This window comes from Pararoseomonas baculiformis (assembly GCF_017813395.1).
Classification (GTDB): Bacteria; Pseudomonadota; Alphaproteobacteria; order Acetobacterales; family Acetobacteraceae; genus Roseomonas; species Roseomonas baculiformis.
In genome coordinates this window covers 40187-59114 of record NZ_JAGIZB010000026.1, presented here as the reverse complement: position 1 = coordinate 59114, position 18928 = coordinate 40187, and the positions used below count along the sequence as shown (strand labels likewise).

The following is an 18928-nucleotide window of genomic DNA, read 5'->3' as shown; positions in this document are numbered from 1 at the left end:
CGCCAGCTCCACCACCTCCGCCGCATGGAGGCGCGCGCTGGCCTCGAGCCCGCCGAGGATGCGGTAATGGGAGGCGGAAAAATAGGTCACGGGCAGCGCGGCCGCCATCAGCAGCGCCGCCAGCGCCGCCAGGGCCGTGACAACGAGGGTGATCCCCCTGGGTGCCCTGGGATGCGGCTCCGTGGCGCCCGGCCGAAGCGCCACGTCGTCCAGCGAGGGAAGCGCAAAGCTCCAGGGCAAGGTCACATCCTCATGCGGGCGCGGTGAGGCTGCGCTCCAACAACGAACAAAGGCTCAACAGTGGATCGGCTGCAACATTCACATCTCGTCATTGTGATCTTGTTAAGAAAACCGTTGCAGAATCGCCGCAGAACGGGCTCGTTCCCGGCAGTGTAACGGCGCCGCCCCAACGGAACAGGAGGGTAGGCTCGCGGGAGGCGGTCAGCGTGTCCTATCGGAACCGGCCCGGCCTCTTTGGGGCAGGCTTCCGAACCGGTTGCCGCGGCTCGCGGCGGGCCGTCCTGCTCCTTGGGATCGGTCTGGGGGTCGGCGGCATCTTCGGCCCGGGGCGGGCCGAGCCGGGTCTGCGGGACCTGCAGGTGGCCGTCCGCGCCCTGGCCTTCCTGGAGGAGCCGCCCGTCGGCCCGGCCGAGATCGGCATCGTCTACGGCGAGAACTCGGTCGAGGGCCTCGCCCAGGCGCTCCGCGTCGCGGCGAGCTTTGGGGACGGGCTGCGTGCCGGGAACCTGACGCTGCGCCCGAGGCTGATGGCGGTCCGGGAGGTGCGGCAAGGCGGGGTGGTGGCGCTGCTGCTGACCGATTCGGCGCTGCCCCATGCCGGCCGCATCGCGCAGGCCGTGGCCCGCACGGGAATCGTGACCATCACCGCCGGCGCGGAAGCGGCGGAACCCGGGACGACGGTGCTGCGGGTGCGCGCCAGCCCGCGCGTGGAGATCGTGGTGGACCGCATCGCCGCCGAGGCGGCGGGGGTGAGCTTCGCCGCCGCCTTCCGCATGATGATCCAGGAGCGCTGACGTGACCCGGCGCCAACGCTCCGTCCCGCGCGGCCCCGCCCTCCTGCTCGCCGCCATGGCCCTGCTGGCCGCCTCGCCCGCCCTCGCGCTCGACATCGACCATACGGCGCTGGAGGAGCTGTTCGGGGAGCCGGTGACGACCAGCGCCACCGGCAAGCCGCAGCGCGCCTCCGATGCGCCGGTTGGGATGGACATCATCACCGCCGAGCAGATCCGCCGCTCCGGCGCCCGGGACATCCCCGCCGTGCTGGCGCGCTACACCTCGCTCGACGTGCACCAGTACAACGCCTCGGACTACAGCGTCGGCATCCGCGGCTATGCCACGCCGATGACGCCGCGGCTGCTGGTGCTGGTGGATGGCCGGCAGGTCTATCTGGACCATTACGGCTATGCCGCCTGGGACGCGATCCCGGTGCAGCTCTCCGAAATCCGGCAGATCGAGGTGGTGAAGGGGCCGAACAGCGCGCTGTTCGGCTTCAACGCGGTGGCGGGCGTCGTCAACATCATCACCCGCAACCCCGTGCATGAGCGGCATTCCAGCGCCGTGCTCCGCCTGGGCACGGGCAGGTACCGGGAGGCCTCGGGCGTTGCGAGCGCGCCGATGGGGGAGGGGGGCGGCATCCGCCTCTCCGCCGGGCTGCGCGGCGAGCGCAACTGGGGCCGCGGCTACACGGATTTCGAGTATGGCGCGCTGGATGCCGGGCGCGACCCCACGCGCGCGCAGGTGGCGGGGGAGGTGCGCTTCCCGCTGGGCAGCCAGGCCCGGGGCAGCATCGATGCCAGCTATGGCCGCACCATCAGCGCGCCTTTCGCCGATTACGGCCAGTTCTGGCGCGAGGACAAGCGGATCTGGAGCTTGCGCGGGCGCGTGGAGGCTGACACCACGATCGGCCTGGTGGAGGGGCAGCTGTACCGGAACAGCTTCCGTGGCCTCTATGCCGCCACGCCCTTCGTGACGGACCATTCGGTGACGGTGGCGGAGCTGAGCGACACGGTGAAGCTTGGCGCCGCGCACACGCTGCGCCCGTCGCTGCAGTACCGGCACGCCGTCATGGATATCGGGGCCTCCGAGGTCGGCTACGGCGTCGCCTCCGTCGGGGTGATGTGGAACTGGGCCTTCGACCCGCAGGCCGAGACAACGGTCGCGCTGCGCTACGACCATCTCTGGCTGCGCGGGAAGGGCTATGACAACCCCGACTTCCCCTATCGCAGCGCGGATTACGACCGCGAGTTCGGCACGCTGGCCTGGAATCTCGGCCTGGTCTGGCGGGTGAGCGACCAGGACACGATCCGGCTGAGCGCGGCGCGCGGCGTGGGGGTGCCCACGCTCTATGACCTGGGATGGCGGGATTCCTATCCCGATTTCGGCTACCAGGACACCGGCAATCCCTTCCTCAAGCCGACCGTGGTGGATGACTACCAGCTGGAATATGGCCGGCGGATCGAGGTAATCGACGGGCGCTTCGTGGCCACCGTCTTCCACCAGCGCAACAGCGGCTTCAGCAGTGGCCTTTCGGCAGCCACGCATTTCCCCCCGGATGTCGCCTACGAGACCTACAGCCCGTACAATCTGGGCCGCTCCAGCGCGACCGGCTTCGACCTCTCCGTGAAGGGAAGGTTGGCGGAGGCGGTGAACTGGGGGGTCGAGTACCGCCTGGCCTCCGTCTCCTCGGAGTTCCGGCCCTCCTTGCTGGATCCCAAGCGGGCCTCGCCGCGCCATCTCGTCTCGGCCCGGCTCGGCTGGTCCGGAGGCCCGGTGGAACTGGACCTCTTCGGCCGCTATGCGAGCCAGGCCCAGGGATTCCGCACGGTGGACGAGGTGGGGACCGTGCTGGTCCGGAGCAAGGACCATGTTTCGGTCGCGGCCCGCTTGGCCTACCACGTCACGGACCGCATGACCCTTGCCCTGGAAGGCGAGAACCTGCTCCACCAGCGCCAGGAGCAGAGCTTCGCGCTGAAGGCGGAGCGGCGCTTCTATCTCTCCCTGAGATCGGAGTTCTGAGGGCTCAGCCCTGTCCGCCGGCCACCAGGCCGATGACGTCGCTGCTGGAGCAGACCCAGAAGACCTCCGCATCCTCCACACCATGCAGCAGGCAGACATGGCCCATGGTGCTGTCGAAATAGGCGCAGTCGCCCGCGCGGAGGATCACCGGCTCGTAGAACTCGGTCCGTAGCTCGACCACGCCGGAGAGGATGAGCAGCACCTCCTCCCCCTCATGCGTCATCAGGGGGCTGAGATCCGTCCCGGAGCCGGCGAGGATCCGCGCTTTCATCGGGATCATCTTCTTCCCGACAAGGTCCGTGCACAGCATCTCATAGGCGTAGCTGGGCGTCCGGTAGACCTTGCCATCACCCGCGCGGGTAAGGGAGCGGCGGCCCCTCGGGCTTTCCTTGCGGGTGTCAGAGAACAGCTCGGCGATGTCCACGCCCAGGCCGCGGGCGAGGCGCAGGATATTCTCATAGGTCGGCGAGAGTTGGTTGTTCTCGATCTTGGAGATGGAGGAGATCGCGATGCCGCTCCGCTCCGCCACCTCCCGGATCGTCAACCGGGCCGCGGCACGCAGGGTGCGCACACGCATGCCCAGCCCGCCCTCGGCCGGTAGCGGCGGGATGCGTGCTGCGCTCGACATGGATCGCCACCTCCTGGCTAGCGCCGGCTGGCCCAGGGGCGGGCGGCACGGTGCAGCGACTTTATGTCGTTTCCGGTTGGCGGCGCAAATTTCTTATGCGAAAATCCGTGCGCGGATCGGAGATGGCCTGCGCCCTGATGGGCGGCCTCACAGCAACCGGTCCGGAGGCACGCAATGTCCCACGCCACGATCGATCTGGCCCCAGAAACCGCACCCTTCTCGGCCTTTGCTGAGGAACTGGTTCCCCAGTCCGGCCTTCGCGATGCCATCACGGCCGCCTATCGCCGCCCGGAGGAGGAATGCGTGGCCGCGCTGCTTCCGGCCGCCGCCCTCCCGCCGTCCGAGGCCGCCAGCGCCAGGGCCCTGGCCCGCCGGTTGGTGGAGGCGCTGCGGGCCAAGGGCGGCCGGAGCGGCGTGGAGAGCCTGGTCCAGGAATTCTCCCTTTCCAGCCAGGAGGGCATCGCGCTGATGTGCCTGGCCGAGGCGCTGCTGCGCATCCCCGACACCGCCACGCGCGACGCGCTGATCCGGGACAAGATCGGTGGGGGCGACTGGCGCTCCCATCTCGGCCACAGCCCCTCCCTCTTCGTGAATGCGGCCACCTGGGGCCTGGTGGTGACGGGCAAGCTGACCACGACGAACAGCGAGACCGGGCTGACCGGCGCCCTGACGCGGCTGATCGCCCGCGGTGGCGAGCCGGTGATCCGCCGTGGCGTGGACCTGGCCATGCGGATGATGGGCGAGCAGTTCGTCACCGGCCAGACGATCGAGGAGGCCCTGGCGCGCAGCCGAAGGATGGAGGCCAAGGGCTTCCGCTACTCCTACGACATGCTGGGCGAGGCGGCGACCACGGCGGAGGATGCCGCCCGCTACCTGCGGGACTACGAGACGGCGATCCACGCCATCGGTAAGGCCTCGGCCGGGCGCGGGATCCATGAGGGGCCGGGTATCTCCATCAAGCTCTCGGCGCTGCATCCGCGCTATTCCCGTGCCCAGCGCGCCCGGGTGATGGGCGAGCTGCTGCCGCGCGTGCTCAACCTCGCTATCCTCGCGCGCCGCTACGACATCGGCCTGAACATCGATGCCGAGGAGGCGGACCGGCTGGAGCTCTCGCTCGACCTGCTGGAGGCGCTGTGCGAGGCACCGGAGCTGGCGGGCTGGAACGGCATCGGCTTCGTCGTCCAGGCCTACCAGAAGCGCGCGCCCTTCGTGCTGGACTGGATGATCGATCTGGCCCGCCGCACCGGCCACCGGCTGATGATCCGCCTGGTGAAGGGCGCCTATTGGGACAGCGAGATCAAGCGCGCCCAGCTGGACGGGCTGGATGGCTTTCCCGTCTTCACCCGCAAGATCCACACGGACATCTCCTACCTCGCCTGCGCGAGGAAGCTGCTGGGCGCGCCCGACGCGGTCTTCCCGCAATTCGCCACCCACAACGCGCAGACCCTGGCCAGCATCCACAGCATGGCCGGCGCCGAGTTCCATGTGGGCCAGTACGAGTTCCAGTGCCTGCACGGCATGGGCGAACCGCTCTATGAGGAGGTGGTGGGCCCGGACAAGCTGAACCGCCCCTGCCGCATCTACGCCCCCGTGGGCACGCATGAGACTCTGCTGGCCTATCTCGTGCGCCGCCTGCTGGAGAACGGCGCCAATTCCTCCTTCGTGAACCGCATCAACGATCCCGCCGTGCCGGTGGAGGAGCTGATCGGGGACCCCACCGAGATCGTGCGCGCCGCGGGCCCCCTGGGCGCGCCGCATCCGCGCATCGCCCATCCGCGCGCGCTCTTCGCGGGGGATCGGCCGAACAGCGCGGGCTTCGACCTCTCGAACGAGATGAGCCTCGCCCTGCTTTCGGCCAGGCTGCGCGACGGGGCCCAGGCCCCGCTCCGCGCCGCGCCCCTGCTGGGTGATGGCGAGGCCGGTGGAGAGCCGCGCGATGTCCGCAACCCCGCCGATCACCGGGATCTGGTGGGCCAGGTGGTGGAGGCGACGCCGGCGGTGGTGGATTCCGCCATCGCCCAGGCCGTCGCGGCCGCGCCGGGCTGGGCTTCCACCCCGCCCACCCAGCGCGCCGCCTGCCTGCTGGCCGCCGCCGACCTGATGGAGGCGCGCCTGCCGGCGCTGCTCGGCCCGATCGTGCGGGAGGCAGGAAAGTCCTTCGCGAATGCCATCGCCGAGCTGCGGGAGGCCGTGGACTTCCTGCGCTACTACGGCGCGCAGGTGCGGGATGGCTTCGACAACGCCACGCATCGCCCGCTGGGCCCGGTGGCCTGCATCAGCCCTTGGAACTTCCCGCTTGCCATCTTCACCGGGCAGGTCGCGGCGGCGCTGGCGGCGGGCAATGTCGTGCTTGCCAAGCCCGCGGAGGAGACGCCGCTCATCGCCGCCCTGGCCGTGGGCATCCTGCGCGAGGCCGGGGTGCCGCCCGCCGCGCTGCAGCTCCTGCCCGGGGATGGGAAGGTGGGCGCCGCGCTGGTCGCGGATGCGCGCGTGCAGGGCGTGATGTTCACCGGTTCCACCGATGTGGCGCGGCTGATCCAGCGCGAGCTGGCGAAGCGCCTGGGCGCCGATGGCCGGCCGGTGCCGCTGATCGCCGAGACGGGCGGGCAGAACGCCCTCATCGTGGACAGTTCCGCCCTGCCGGAGCAGGTGGTGGGTGATGTCCTCGCCTCCGCCTTCGACAGCGCGGGGCAGCGCTGCTCGGCCCTGCGCGTGCTCTGCCTGCAGGAGGATGTGGCCGACCGGGTGCTGGCCATGCTGCGCGGCGCCCTGGCGGAGCTTTCCGTCGGCAACCCCGATCGCCTCGCCACCGATATAGGCCCGGTCATCACCGAGGAGGCGCGGCGCGGCATCCAGGGGCATGTCGAGGCCATGCGGGGCCGCGGCTGCGCCGTGCAGGCGGTGGAGCTGCCCGAGGCCGCGCGCAACGGCACCTTCGTGGCCCCGACCATCATCGAGATCCGCAAGCTGGCGGATTTGGAGCGCGAGGTCTTCGGCCCCGTGCTCCATGTTCTCCGCTTCCGGCGCGATGAGCTGGACGCGCTGATCGATTCCGTCAACGCCACCGGCTACGGCCTGACCTTCGGCGTGCATTCGCGCATCGATGAGAGCATCGCGCGCGTCATCCGCCGGGCGGGCGCGGGCAACATCTATGTCAACCGCAACCTGATCGGCGCCGTGGTGGGCGTGCAGCCCTTCGGCGGGCATGGGCTTTCCGGCACCGGGCCGAAGGCGGGCGGGCCGCTCTATCTGCGCCGCCTGCTCGCCGCCCGTCCTGCCCAGCCGCCCTTGCCCCGGCTCTCCAGCCCCGCGCCGGTGCTCGGTGCCTGGCAGGACTGGCTGCTGGCCCAGGGCCATGCCGAGGCCGCGGCGCGCTGCGACATGATGGCGCTCGAATCCCGCCTCGGCCTTCGCATGGAACTGCCCGGGCCGGTCGGGGAGAGCAATCTTTACACGCTGCATGGGCGTGGCGCGCTGCTCTGCCTCCCCGCCACCCTGCCCGGCCTGTTCCTGCAAATCGGCGCGGCCCTGGCCACGGGCAACACGGCCCGCGTCTTCGCGCCCGGCGCGGTGGGCGAGGCCATTGCCAGCCTGCCGCCCCTGCTGCGCCAGCACATCACGCGCATCGACACGGCGGATGCCGCCGGCTGCGCGGCCGTGCTGTTCGAGGGAGAGGCGGAGGCCCTGCTTCGCCTGGGCCAGCAGGTGGCGGCGCTGGATGGCCCCATCCGGCCCATCTTCGCCCTGACGCCCGAGGCGCTTCTGGAAGGAGAGGGCTACCCGCTGGACCTGCTAGTGGCGGAGCAGTCCGTCAGCACCAACACCGCTGCCGCAGGCGGGAATGCGGGGCTGATGACCCTGAACTGAGGGAAGGCGGCCCGGGGTGGCGCCGGCCACCCCGGGCCGCGCGAAGCGCTGTCACCCCAGCAGCCGCCTCAGGCTTGTCCCGTAGCGTGCCGCCACGGCCTCGCGCGCGACATGCCGGCCCTCGCGCACCAGGGCCCGCCCGCCGCACCACACGGCCTCCACGCCCCGGTCCGCCTCGGCGAAGATCCAGCGGTCCAATGCTTCGTCCTTCCCTGCATCGGGGGCGCCGCGCAGCGCGACGAGATCGGCCGGCGCGCCGGGGCGCAGCTCGGGGGTGGGCTCGCCCAGGGCACGTGCCCCGCCGGCCCGGGCGGCGTCGAACAGGGCACGGCCGGTCGAGGCGCCGGGGGAGGCGGCCATCAGGTTGCGGCCCTGGCGGCCCAGGCGCTGGGAGTATTCCAGCATCCGCATCTCGCCATTGGCGGCGATGGAGACGTTGGAATCCGTGCCAAGGCCCCAGGCGCCGCCTGTGGCCATCCAGCCGCCCGCATCGAAGATGCCGTCGCCGAGATTGGCCTCCGTCACCGGGCAGAGCCCCGCCACGGCGCCGCTACGGGCCAGGCGGGATGTCTCCTCGGGCTGCATATGGGTGGCATGCACCAGGCACCAGTGGGCATCGGGGCCGGCATGGTCCAGCAGCCATTGCACCGGGCGCGCGCCGCTCCAGGCCAGGCAATCCTCCACCTCGCGCAGCTGCTCGGCGGCGTGGATATGCACGGGGCGGCCGGGCAGCAGGGCCGCCACATGCGCCAGCTCCTCCGGCGTCACGGCGCGCAGGCTGTGGGGTGCCACGCCCAGCCCGGCCCCTTCCAGCGGGGCGATGGCGCGGGCGCTGCCTTCCAGCAGCCGGGCGAAGCCGTCCAGGCCGTTGACGAAACGCCGTTGCCCCTCCGTGGGCGGCAGCCCGCCGAAGCCGGCATGGGCGTAGAAGACGGGCAGCAGGGTCAGGCGCAGCCCGGTCCGCGCGGCAGCGGCGGCGATCCGCTGGGCCATCTCCGCCGGCTCGTCATAGGGGCGGCCATCGGGCGTGTGGTGCAGGTAGTGGAACTCGCCCACGCGGGTGAAGCCGGATTCCAGCATCTCCACATAGGCCATGGCGGCGATGGCCTCGACATCCTCCGGCGTTATCAGCCCGAGGGAGCGGTACATCACGTCCCGCCAGGACCAGAAGCTGTCCTCCCCCGGCCCGCGGCGTTCCGTGCGGCCGGCGATGGCGCGCTGGAAGGCATGGGAATGCAGGTTCGGCAGGCCGGGCACGAGGATGGCGTGGCGCTCCGCCCCGGCCGGCGCGGCGCTTCCGGGCGTGACGGCGGCGATCCGCCCGGCCTCGATGGCCAGAAGGACATCGCGCGCCCAGCCATCGGGCAGCAGGGCGGCGCTTGCGTGCAGCATCACGCGGGCATCGTTGCGGAACATGGCCGGATGGTCCTTCCGCGGCCCGCCGCTGGCAAGGCGCCCCGCCTTGCCGCTGGCGCCTTCCTGTGCGGAACTCCCGCGCGGACCGGCCGGCCAGGATGCAGGTCGTCGGCGCGCAGCGGATGCGGGGTGAGCTTCAGCCATGGATGACACGCAGCACCTCTCGCTGGCGGAACTGGGTGATTTCATCACGCGCGTGCTGACGGGGCTCGGCCTGGGCGATGCGCATGTGCCGGCCGTGCGGGACACGATCCTCGCCGGGGAACGCGACGGAGGCGGATCGCATGGCCTGTACCGCCTCATCATGGTCGCGCGCACCATGCGGCTGGGAAAGGTGAACCCCCATGCGGTGCCCGTGGTGCGGGACATCGCCCCGGCCCTGGTGCGGGTGGAGGCGGGCGGCGGCTTCGCGCCGCTGGCCTTCCGCACGGGGCTGCCGGCGCTGGTGGAGAAGGCGCGCGCGAACGGCATCGCGGCGCTGGCGCTGAACGATTGCGCGCATTTCGCCGCCCTCTGGCCCGAGGTGGAGGCGGTGGCGCGCGAGGGGCTGGTGGGGCTGGCCTGCACGCCCAGCCATGCCTGGGTGGCGCCTGCGGGCGGCAGGAAGCCGCTTTTCGGCACGAACCCGCTCGCCTTCGGCTGGCCGCGCCCGGGCAAGGATCCCTTCGTGTTCGACTTCGCCACCTCCGCCAGCTCGCGCGGCGATATCGAGCTGCACCGGCGCGCCGGAAAGCCGCTGCCGGAGAACTGGGGCATCGACGCCGAGGGCAACCCGGCCACCTCGCCCGAGGCGGTGCTGGCCGGCGCCATGCTGCCCTTCGGCGGGCACAAGGGCTCGGCCATCTCAGCCATGATCGAGCTGATCGCGGGCCCGATGATCGGGGACATGACCAGCGCCGAATCCCTGGCGAAGGACGAGGGCAAGGGCGCCGCGCCGCTCGGCGGCGAGCTCATCCTCGCGATCGACCCCGCGCGCTTCCAGGGCGACCGCGCGGCGGGACGGATGCAGGCGGCGGAGGCCATGTTCCAGGCCATTACCGACCAGGGCGCGCGGCTGCCATCGCTTCGCCGCTACGCCGCGCGGCGGCGCTCCGAAGCCGGAGGCGTGCGCGTCTCCCGCGCCCTGCTGGCCGATATCGAAGCCCTGCTGGCCTGAGGGAAGCACGATGCGGAGCACAAAGGTGATCCATGTCGTCTCCTGCCACGCCGAGGGCGAGGTGGGCGACGTGATCGTGGGCGGGGTGCTGCCGCCCCCGGGCGAGACGATCTGGGAGCAGTCCCGCTTCATCGCGCGGGACGAGGTGCTGCGAAACTTCATGCTGAACGAGCCGCGCGGCGGCGTGTTCCGGCATGTGAACCTGCTGGTGCCGCCCAAGGACCCCCGCGCCTGCACGGGCTGGATCATCATGGAGCCCGCGGACACGCCGCCCATGTCCGGTTCGAACTCCATCTGTGTGGCAACCGTGCTGCTGGAAACCGGGCTCGTGCCGATGCAGGAGCCCGAGACGCGGCTGGTGCTGGAAGCGCCCGGCGGCATCGTGGAGGTGACCGCCACCTGCCGCGACGGCAAGGCGGAGCGCGTCAGCGTGCGCAACGTGCCGTCCTTCGCGGGGAAGCTGGATGCGGTGATCGAGGTGGCGGGGATCGGCACCCTCACCGTGGACACGGCCTATGGAGGGGACAGCTTCGTCATCACCGATGCGCGCGCGCTGGGCTTCGCCATCACGCCGGACGAGGCGCGCGACATTGCCGAAACCGGCGTGAGGATCACCGCCGCCGCCAATGAGCAGCTCGGTTTCACCCATCCGACCAATCCGGGCTGGAACCACATCTCCTTCTGCCAGATGGCGGGGCCGCTGGAGGAGAAGGACGGGGTGCTCACCGGCGCCAATGCGGTGGCGATCCGACCGGGGAAGGTGGACCGCTCGCCGACCGGCACCGGATGCTCCGCCCGCATGGCGGTGCTTCACGCCAAGGGGCGCATGCGGACCGGGGAGCGCTACACCGCCCATTCGATCATCGGTTCGACCTTCCACTGCCGGATCGCGGAGGAGACGAAGCTGGGCGGCCGCCCCGCCATCATCCCCGTGATCGCCGGCCAGGCCTGGATCACGGGGACGCACCAGCAGATGCTGGACCCCTCCGATCCCTATCCGGGCGGCTACAGGCTTTCCGACACCTGGCCGATGCCGCGGGCGGGCTGAGGCCCTTCAGCCGGCCGCACGGATGGCGATGGCCACATCCGGGCCGGCAAGGGTGAGGGTCAGGCGCAGGCCCGTATCATCCGCCACGCCCGCCTGCTGGCCGATCTCCTGCCCCGCGCGCGTATGCCAGAGCGTCGCGGCATAGCGGCCTGGCGCCAGGCCGGGGACGCGGATCGTGGCGCGCAGTTCGCCCGCACCGTCCACGCGGCGCAGCCCACCTTGCGCCGGCCCGAGACGGGAGCGCACGACCCAGAGCAGCGCCTGCGCCTCGTCACCGCAGCCCACCGCATGCACGGCGCCTTCCTCGACGGCGATCTCCGCGTTCAGGTTGCGGCGGCGGAAGCGAAGCCAGTCGATCCGCGGCAGGAAGGCGGCCAGTGCCTTCTGCGCCTCCCGCATCCCCGGGGTCAGCACATGCGGGCGGCGGTTCGGCCAGCGCATGCCGCCGCCCGCGCCACCGGAGGCCAGATGCGCCCATTGGATGTGCCGGAAATACTCGTCGTCGAACGCCTCGGGAAGGTTCCGGTGCCGGTCCTTGAAGGCGTGGATCGGCCCGTGCTCGGAATCGAAGAAGGGACGGAGGTCACGGATTTCGGCGAGCGCTTCGCGCGTCAGGCGCGCGGCGCTGAGGGCGGGCGCCAACGTGTCCCGCGGGTCGTCGATCGTGCCTTCCTCGTAGAAATGGCTGTTCGCGAAGTCGAGCAGCGGGTGCCGCATGATCGGCTCCACGATCCAGGGCTTCCAGATCAGCTCGGGGCCGAAGACGGAGACGCATTGCAGATGCGCGCGGCCATGCAGCCGCAGCTCCAGGTCGCGCAGGAAGGGGCTGACATCGTCGATGAACTCGGCGAAGGCGTTGGGCTGGTTGCCCGCCTGGGCCGGATGCATCTCGTTCCACAGGTCCCAGGCGAAGATCACGCCGCTCCCGCCCCAGCGCTCGGTCGCGAAGGCCAGGCGGGCCTTCAGGAGCTCGCGCGTGGCGGGGCAGATCATCAGTTGCGTGCGGTCCGCGCAGGGGCCGCCATTCGCCTGGTTGTAGGGGTGCTTGCTCCAGCGGATCCAGGTGAAGAAGGTGTCCAGCGGCGTCAGCAGGATGCGCATGCCCGTGCGCTCGCAGATGGCGAAGAGATCATCCCAGAGCTGCACCATGGCGGGCACGAAGCGCCCGGCCGGCCGCTCGAGATAGCGGTGCTCGGTATGCGCGTATTCCAGCATCAGCCGCAGGCAGGTCACGCCCTTCTCGCGCAACTGCCGGATATGCTGCTCGACACTCTCAAGGTCCCGCCGCCGGAACAGCCCGGCCAGTTCGGGCCAGGTGATGGCGTCGTTCTGCCCGATCGGTGTCCAGGCTTCGCCGTCCCCGGTCGTGAAGTAGGGCACGCCCGGCGCGCGCAGGATCCAGGGAAGCGATGCCGCCCCACCGTCCTGTTGTTGGCCTGTCCTGAAGGAGGTTGACTCAGCGTCCTGCGAAACCTGCACAAAGCCGTCGGCCACGCGCGATACGCCTCCAGCGCAGAGAAAGAAGGGGCGCCCCGCTGGCCTTTCACCGGAAAGGACCAGCGCGGGACGCCCCGCAGCAGCTACTCTGGAATAGGCCGTTCAGATGCCGGCCGTCGAGCCCTGGCCGGCGCGCATCACGAACTTGCGCACGGTCGGCTCAAGATTGTCGGCGCACCACTGCGCCATCCGCTCCTCCTCCTGCAGCGACTGGCGCAGCGCGGTGGGGGCACGGGCATCGCCGGCCATGTCCGCGAGCACGAGCAGGCCCTTGTAGGAGGCGATCTCGAAATGCTCGAAGGCGTAGTTGGCGAAGGTGTTCTTCAGGATCTCATCCTGCATGGGCGCGTGGGCCAGTGCGGCCATGTTGCCCATCAGGCCCGTGATGAAGTCCTTCACGCTGGAGTTGGACGTGCCCAGGCTCTCCAGGATCTCATCCAGCCGGGTACGCTGCTGCTCGCTCTCGGTGATGTGGCGGCGCAGGGCCTGCTCGACCTCGGGGTAGTTCTCCAGGCGCTCCACCTGCCGCGAAAGCAGTTCGATCGCCTGGGTTTCCAGCGCACGGGCATTCACCAGCCCGGTGATGTAGATGTCGCGGGCACTTTCCTGCATCAGTCTTCTCCGGTCCTCAGTGTTCGGGTGAGTTGGGGAGGCTCCGCCTTCCGGCTAGCCCTCCTCCGCCTCCATCTTGAGCGCGGCCGGGAGGATGCTGGCACGCGTCACCTTGGTCAGGGCCTCGTCCTGCGCCTTCTCCTCGGCGAGGGTCTGGGCGAGGAGGCTGGCCACCTCCTTTTCCCCCATGGCCTTGGCCAGCTCCGCCATGGTGCCATAGGCAGCGATCTCGTAATGTTCCATCCGCTGCTGGCTGGCCACGATCACCAGGTCCATCACCGGACCCTTCTCCTGGTCCTCCATCTCATGCGTGGCCTCCTCGACCAGGCCGCGCATCGCCTCGCACACCTTGCGGCCGGGGCGGGCACCCATCTTGTCCAGCGCCTGCTCAACGCGGTCGCGCTGCTCCTCGGTCTGGGCGATATGGGCCTCGATGCCCTGCTTCAGCTTCTCGTCCGTGGCCTTGCGAAGCGTCCGCTTCATCGCCTGGATCGCCTGCTTCTCGGCGCTGTAGGCGTCCTTCAGCTGGTCGACCAGCATCGCGCGCAATACGCTCATTCGTCTCGTGCTCCGGGGATCTGGTGGATCTTCCACCGAGACCTTTCGAACGCGCCATCAACGGGGCGGTTGGATGAGTGGCAGAGATTCCGAAAAGGGCATGAAACTAAACATGGGTTAAATGCGCTGTCGGTGCGGCATTGTCATATTGTTGAAGGCGGAGACCATGTTCTCCGCAAAGCGTGAGCGGGCCGGGGCTTGTCGTCGCCGCGTGGGATGTTCCACGGTGCGGGACAGGTCAAGGCGGCGTGTGCCCTCGTTGGCGTGCTCGTGGAAACCTCGGGAAGGAGAGTCGAGTTAGGAGGCAGGCAAACCCTGCCAGGGCATAAGGAAGCGCTTTAGATGTTTTTCTCGACGCCTCGCCTCCAGTATCCTGTTCGCGTTGACAAGCCCAATCCCGTCTTCGCCCGCGCCTTGCAGCAGGCGATCGGCGGTGTCGAGGGTGAGATTCGCGTCATGCTCCAGTACCTCTTCCAGTCCTGGGGTGCCCGGGGTCCGATGAAGTACCGCGACATGCTCCTCAACACCGGCACCGAGGAGATCGGCCATGTCGAGATGCTGGCGACCGCCGTCGCCCTGAACCTTGAGGGGGCGCCGCTCTCCTTCCAGGAGCAGGTGTCCAGCGATCCGATCGCCGGCGCCGTGCTGAACGGCATGAACCTGCGCCATATCCTCTCAACCGGCCTGGCCGCCACGCCGGAGAACTGCAACGGCGTGCCGTTCAACGCCAGCCATGTCTATGCCAGCGGCAACCTGGCCGCCGACATGTATGCGAACGTGGCCGCGGAATCGACGGGGCGCGCCCTGGCGGTGCGCCTGCACGGCATGACCGATGATCCCGGCATGAAGGACATGCTCTCCTTCCTCATCGCGCGGGACACGATGCACCAGCAGCAATGGCTCGCCGTGATCGAGGAGCTGGGCGGCAGCGACGCGCTTCCCATCCCGAACAGCTTCCCGCAGGAGCAGGAGAAGGGCGAGTTCGCCTACGCCTTCTTTGTCCACAGCGCGGACGGCATCTCGCCCGAAGGCCGCTGGACCACCGGGCCCTCCCTCGACGGCAAGGGCCAGTTCGAGGCGATGGTCTCGAAGCCGCTCGGCGAGGTTCCGCAGCTCGCCCCGGCCCGCCCCGATGGGGGCGCGCAGACGGAGCAGACCACCACAACCCCGCCGTCCGGCGCCATGGGGACCACGGCCCGTTGAACGGGGCCTAGCCAGCATCGGGGCGGCCGCCTGCAGGGCGGCTGCCCCTTTGGACCAACCAGAACCAGGAGTGCTCCCATTCTTCCGTTTCCGTCCGACGGCGTGGCGTCGAAGCCGCTGCTCGTCTGCTTCTCCCACCTGCGCTGGAACTTCGTCTTCCAGCGTCCCCAGCACCTTCTGTCGCGTGCGGCAGCCAGTCACCGCGTGCTGTTCGTGGAAGAACCGCTGCACCGGCCGGACGAGGCAGGCCTTCCCCGCATGGACCTGCGCCTGACGGATGAGGGCGTGCTCGTCGCCACCCCGATCCTGCCGCAAGGTCTGGACGAGGTCCGCGCCGATGCCGCCCAGCGCGCCCTGCTGGACGATCTTCTGGAAGGGCCCTCGGGCACGGAAGATGTCGCGGTGGCCTGGTACTACACCCCCATGGCCCTCTCCTTCTCCGGCCATCTGCAGCCGGTTGTCACCGTGTATGACTGCATGGACGAGCTCTCCGCCTTCCGCGGCGCATCCCCGGGCCTGCGCCTGCTGGAGCGCCGCCTGATGCAGCGCGCGGATCTGGTCTTCACCGGTGGCCGCAGCCTGTACGAGGCCAAGCGCGGCCTGCACCCGCACACCCATCTCTTCGCCAGCGGGGTGGATGTGATGCATTTCGCCCCCGCGCGGAACACGCGCCCGGGCCATGGCGAGCCGGCGGACCAGGTGGGGCTGCCGCGCCCGCGCCTGGGCTGGTTCGGCGTGGTGGATGAGCGGATGGACCTGGATCTGGTCCGCCGCGTGGCGGAGCTTCGCCCGGACTGGTGCATCGTCATGCTCGGGCCGGTGGTGAAGATCGATCCTGCCAGCCTTCCGCGGCTTCCGAACATCCACTGGCTCGGCATGAAGGGTCATGATGAGCTGCCGGGCTACCTGGCCAGCTGGGATGTGGGCCTCATGCCCTTCGCGCTGAACGAATCCACCCGCTACATCAGCCCGACCAAGACGCCGGAATACCTGGCGGCTGGCGTGCCGGTGGTGTGCACCCCCATCGCCGACGTGGTGCGCGACTGGGGCGAGCACGGGCTGGCCACCATCGCCTCCACCGCGGAGGAAATGGTTGCCGGCGCGGAGGCGGCGATGCGGCAGCCGCGCGCCGAATGGCTGCCCAGGGCCGATGAGCGCCTGGCGCTGATCTCCTGGGATTCCGTCTGGGCGCGAATGCGATCGCTGATCGGGCAGGCCGCGGCCCGGCGCCCGGCGGACGGGCTGCAAAGCCGCGTGATGACCGGCTCCACGGCGGCGCCGCCCCATGTTTGATTGGCTCGTTGTCGGCGCCGGCTTTGCCGGCGCCACCCTGGCGGAGCGCCTGGCTTCCGTGCGGGGCGAGAAGGTGCTGGTGATCGACCGGCGCGATCACATCGCGGGCAATGCCTATGATGAGCTGGACGCGGCGGGAATCCTGATCCACCGCTACGGCCCGCACATCTTCCACACCAACAGCGCGGCGGTGTTCGAGCACCTGTCGCAGTTCACGCGCTGGCGGGCCTATGAGCACCGCGTGCTGGCCCGCGTGGCGGATGGCATGCTGGTGCCGATGCCGATCAACCGCACCACGGTGAACCGGCTGCACGGGCTGAGCCTGACGACCGAGGATGAGGTGGAGGCCTTCTTCTCCGCCCAGGCGGAGCCGGTTCCGGAGATCCGCACCTCCGAGGACGTGGTGGTCTCCCGCGTCGGCCGGAAGCTCTACGAAACCTTCTTCCGGGGCTACACCCGCAAGCAGTGGGGCCTGGATCCCTCGGAGCTCGACCGGTCCGTCACCTCCCGCGTGCCCACGCGCGCGGATAACGACGACCGCTACTTCACCGACACGCACCAGTTCATGCCGGCCGATGGCTATACCGCCATGTTCCGGAAGATGCTGGACCATCCGAACATCACGGTGATGACGGGAACGGACTTCGCCGCGGTGAAGGACAAGATCCCCTATCGCCGCATGGTGTGGACCGGGCCGGTGGACGAGTATTTCGGCTTCCGCTTCGGCAAGCTGCCCTACCGTTCCCTGGTTTTCCAGCACGAGACGCTGGATCAGGAGTGGTTCCAGCCCGTCGGCACGGTGAACTACCCCGGGGAGGACGTGCCCTTCACGCGGGTGAGCGAGTACAAGCACCTGACCGGGCAGGTGCACCCCAAGACCAGCGTCACCTATGAGTTCCCCTCGGCCGAGGGCGACCCCTACTATCCCGTGCCCCGGCCCGAGAACGCCGCCCTCTACAAGCAGTACGAGGCGCTGGCGGATGCCACGGAGGATGTGTGGTTCGTCGGCCGCCTGGCCACCTACCGCTACTACAACATGGACCAGGTGGTGGCGCAGGCACTGGCGACCTTCCGCCGGATCGAGGCGGCGCTTCCCTCGGGCGACGGGCAGGAGCGGCCTCCCGCCGCGGCGGCGGACTGACATGCGGGCCTCGAACGACCGGGGAGGAGCGGCAACGCTCTTCCCCAGCTTCTTCATGGGCGGCTTCGAGTGCTCGACCCATCGGCGCCATGACGGCAAGCGGCTCGACCTTGTCGCCTCCACCCGGCATGACGCATTGGCGACGGAGGATTTCACCGCCCTGGCCGCGCATGGGATGCTCGGTGCCCGCGACGGCGTGCGCTGGCATCTCGTGGAGACCTCGCGGGGCGTCTATGACTGGTCCAGCGTGCTGCCGCAGATGCGCGCGGCACGGGCGGCCGGGGTTCGCGTGGCCTGGGACATGGCCCATTACGGCTATCCCGACTTCATCGACCCCTGGTCGGAGGATTTCGTGGAATCCCTGGCCCGCTACACCGCGGCCTTCGTGCGCCTGGCGCTGGAGGAGGAGGGGCGGCCACCCATCATCTGCCCGGTGAACGAGATCTCCTTCTGGTCCTGGGCCGGGGCGGAAGTGGGGCATTTCAACCCGCTGGCGCGCGGGCGAGGCGGGGAGCTGAAGCAGCAGCTCATCCGCGCCGCCCTGCGGGCCGCGCGGGCGGCGCGCGAAGCAGTGCCGGGCACCACCATCCTGGCCGTGGACCCGCTGATCCGCGTGGTGCCGCTGCGCCCGGAGGATGCGGGCCATGCCGAAGGCTACACCGCTTCCCAATGGCAGGGCTGGGATGGCCTGCTCGGCCGGTTCTGGCCGGAGCTGGGTGGCGCCGAGGACGGCTTCGACGTGATGGGCCTGAACTACTACTGGAACAACCAGTGGGAGTATCAGGGCGAGAAGATCCAGGCCGGCGATCCCCGCTACCGCCCCTTCCGGGAACTGCTCGTCGATGCGTGGAACCGCTACCGCAAGCCCCTCTTCCTGGCGGAGACGAGCATCGAGGGGCCGCCCCGGGCGCCCTGGCTGCGCTATGTCTGTGCCGAGGTGCGGGCGGCGATGCAGGCTGGCGTTCCGGTGGGCGGGATCTGCCTCTACCCCGTGCTGAGCCATCTCGGCTGGGACAATGACCGCTACTGCCCCAACGGCCTGTTCGAGTTGGAGGCAACGGGTGGCCACCGCCCCTGCCATGGCCCCCTGGCCCTGGAGTTGCGGCGCCAGCGCACCCTGTTCGAGGCGCAGCTTCGGGGCGTGGCCGTGCCCGAGGACCCTGATGCCCTTCCTCTCCTGGCCGTTTCCCTGAACGAGCTGGAGGAGGAGCGGAAGGCGCGGGACGCGGGGCAGCGGGCGAGCCAGGCCCGCAGCGCCTAGAACCGATCCCGTTTCGGTGAAGGACCGGAATGGGCGCTTCGTCTCGGCCTAAACACTGCTTAGGTTAAGAATGCGGCCAGGGCGGCGGGAAGCCGCCCTGGCCGCGCCTGCTTCGGGCTCCGGGCCCTGGCAGGGGTATCCGCAACGGAAGGCGGATTTCCCGGGGCTGTGTATCATCTTTACTGCAACGATCCTGTCCCCAGGGATGGTGC

General features: G+C 69.9%; 15 protein-coding genes. 9 read left to right on the top strand and 6 right to left on the bottom strand.

Annotated features, from left to right (window positions below):
• On the bottom strand, positions 1 to 240 hold a 240-nt coding region (locus J8J14_RS20515), incomplete at its 3' end, for a hypothetical protein (protein ID WP_209381423.1).
• A gap of 206 nt (positions 241 to 446) precedes the next feature.
• Here J8J14_RS20515 and J8J14_RS20510 point away from each other — a divergent pair.
• Both J8J14_RS20510 and J8J14_RS20505 read left to right on the top strand, forming a co-directional pair.
• Positions 447 to 1034 (top strand): YfiR family protein, encoded by a 588-nt coding sequence (locus J8J14_RS20510; protein WP_209381422.1) that lies wholly within the window; start codon positions 447 to 449, stop codon positions 1032 to 1034.
• A 1-nt stretch (position 1035) separates the two neighbouring features.
• The gene (locus J8J14_RS20505) at positions 1036 to 3036 is read left to right on the top strand and encodes a TonB-dependent receptor plug domain-containing protein (RefSeq protein WP_209381421.1); all 2001 of its coding nucleotides are present in this window, start codon (positions 1036 to 1038) and stop codon (positions 3034 to 3036) included.
• A 4-nt stretch (positions 3037 to 3040) separates the two neighbouring features.
• Here the strand turns inward: J8J14_RS20505 and J8J14_RS20500 are convergent, their stop codons facing one another.
• Positions 3041 to 3664 (bottom strand): helix-turn-helix domain-containing protein, encoded by a 624-nt coding sequence (locus tag J8J14_RS20500; protein WP_209381420.1) that lies wholly within the window; start codon positions 3662 to 3664, stop codon positions 3041 to 3043.
• A gap of 174 nt (positions 3665 to 3838) precedes the next feature.
• Between J8J14_RS20500 and putA the strand changes: the two genes are divergently transcribed.
• Positions 3839 to 7531, top strand: a complete 3693-nt coding sequence (gene putA, locus J8J14_RS20495) for a trifunctional transcriptional regulator/proline dehydrogenase/L-glutamate gamma-semialdehyde dehydrogenase (RefSeq protein WP_209381419.1) — start codon at positions 3839 to 3841, stop codon at positions 7529 to 7531.
• Positions 7532 to 7582: 51 nt separating this feature from the next.
• Here putA and J8J14_RS20490 read toward each other — a convergent pair whose 3' ends face one another.
• Positions 7583 to 8947, bottom strand: coding sequence for a formimidoylglutamate deiminase (locus tag J8J14_RS20490; RefSeq protein WP_245216016.1), 1365 nt, complete (start codon positions 8945 to 8947; stop codon positions 7583 to 7585).
• Between the two features lie 142 nt (positions 8948 to 9089).
• Here J8J14_RS20490 and J8J14_RS20485 point away from each other — a divergent pair, with 142 nt between their 5' ends.
• Together J8J14_RS20485 and J8J14_RS20480 are read left to right on the top strand one after the other, a co-directional pair.
• Complete coding sequence (locus tag J8J14_RS20485; RefSeq protein WP_209381418.1) at positions 9090 to 10103, top strand: Ldh family oxidoreductase; 1014 nt, start codon at positions 9090 to 9092, stop codon at positions 10101 to 10103.
• Between the two features lie 10 nt (positions 10104 to 10113).
• Entirely contained in the window at positions 10114 to 11151 is a 1038-nt protein-coding gene (locus J8J14_RS20480; RefSeq protein WP_209381417.1) for a trans-3-hydroxy-L-proline dehydratase, read from the top strand.
• A gap of 6 nt (positions 11152 to 11157) precedes the next feature.
• Here J8J14_RS20480 and J8J14_RS20475 read toward each other — a convergent pair whose 3' ends face one another.
• The 3 genes from J8J14_RS20475 to J8J14_RS20465 all read right to left on the bottom strand — a co-directional run bounded on the left by J8J14_RS20475 (position 11158) and on the right by J8J14_RS20465 (position 13818).
• Positions 11158 to 12645 (bottom strand): glycoside hydrolase 5 family protein, encoded by a 1488-nt coding sequence (locus tag J8J14_RS20475; protein WP_209381416.1) that lies wholly within the window; start codon positions 12643 to 12645, stop codon positions 11158 to 11160.
• A gap of 105 nt (positions 12646 to 12750) precedes the next feature.
• A complete protein-coding gene (locus J8J14_RS20470; protein WP_209381415.1) occupies positions 12751 to 13260 on the bottom strand; it encodes a ferritin-like domain-containing protein in 510 nt (169 codons plus the stop codon).
• Between the two features lie 54 nt (positions 13261 to 13314).
• Positions 13315 to 13818, bottom strand: coding sequence for a DUF892 family protein (locus tag J8J14_RS20465; RefSeq protein WP_209381414.1), 504 nt, complete (start codon positions 13816 to 13818; stop codon positions 13315 to 13317).
• 342 nt (positions 13819 to 14160) lie between these two features.
• Between J8J14_RS20465 and J8J14_RS20460 the strand changes: the two genes are divergently transcribed.
• From J8J14_RS20460 to J8J14_RS20445, 4 genes are all read left to right on the top strand, one after another.
• Positions 14161 to 15021 carry a manganese catalase family protein gene (locus tag J8J14_RS20460; protein ID WP_209381413.1) on the top strand — a complete coding sequence of 287 codons (861 nt, stop codon included), beginning with the start codon at positions 14161 to 14163 and terminating at the stop codon, positions 15019 to 15021.
• 102 nt (positions 15022 to 15123) lie between these two features.
• Positions 15124 to 16314, top strand: a complete 1191-nt coding sequence (locus J8J14_RS25660) for a glycosyltransferase family 1 protein (protein WP_209381412.1) — start codon at positions 15124 to 15126, stop codon at positions 16312 to 16314.
• On the top strand, positions 16307 to 17455 hold the full coding sequence (glf, locus tag J8J14_RS20450; RefSeq protein ID WP_209381411.1) for a UDP-galactopyranose mutase: 1149 nt from the start codon (positions 16307 to 16309) through the stop codon (positions 17453 to 17455). The genes J8J14_RS25660 and glf overlap by 8 nt, the downstream gene beginning before the upstream one ends.
• A gap of 1 nt (position 17456) precedes the next feature.
• Positions 17457 to 18716 (top strand): beta-glucosidase, encoded by a 1260-nt coding sequence (locus J8J14_RS20445; RefSeq protein ID WP_209381410.1) that lies wholly within the window; start codon positions 17457 to 17459, stop codon positions 18714 to 18716.
• The last annotated feature ends 212 nt before the right edge of the window (positions 18717 to 18928 follow it).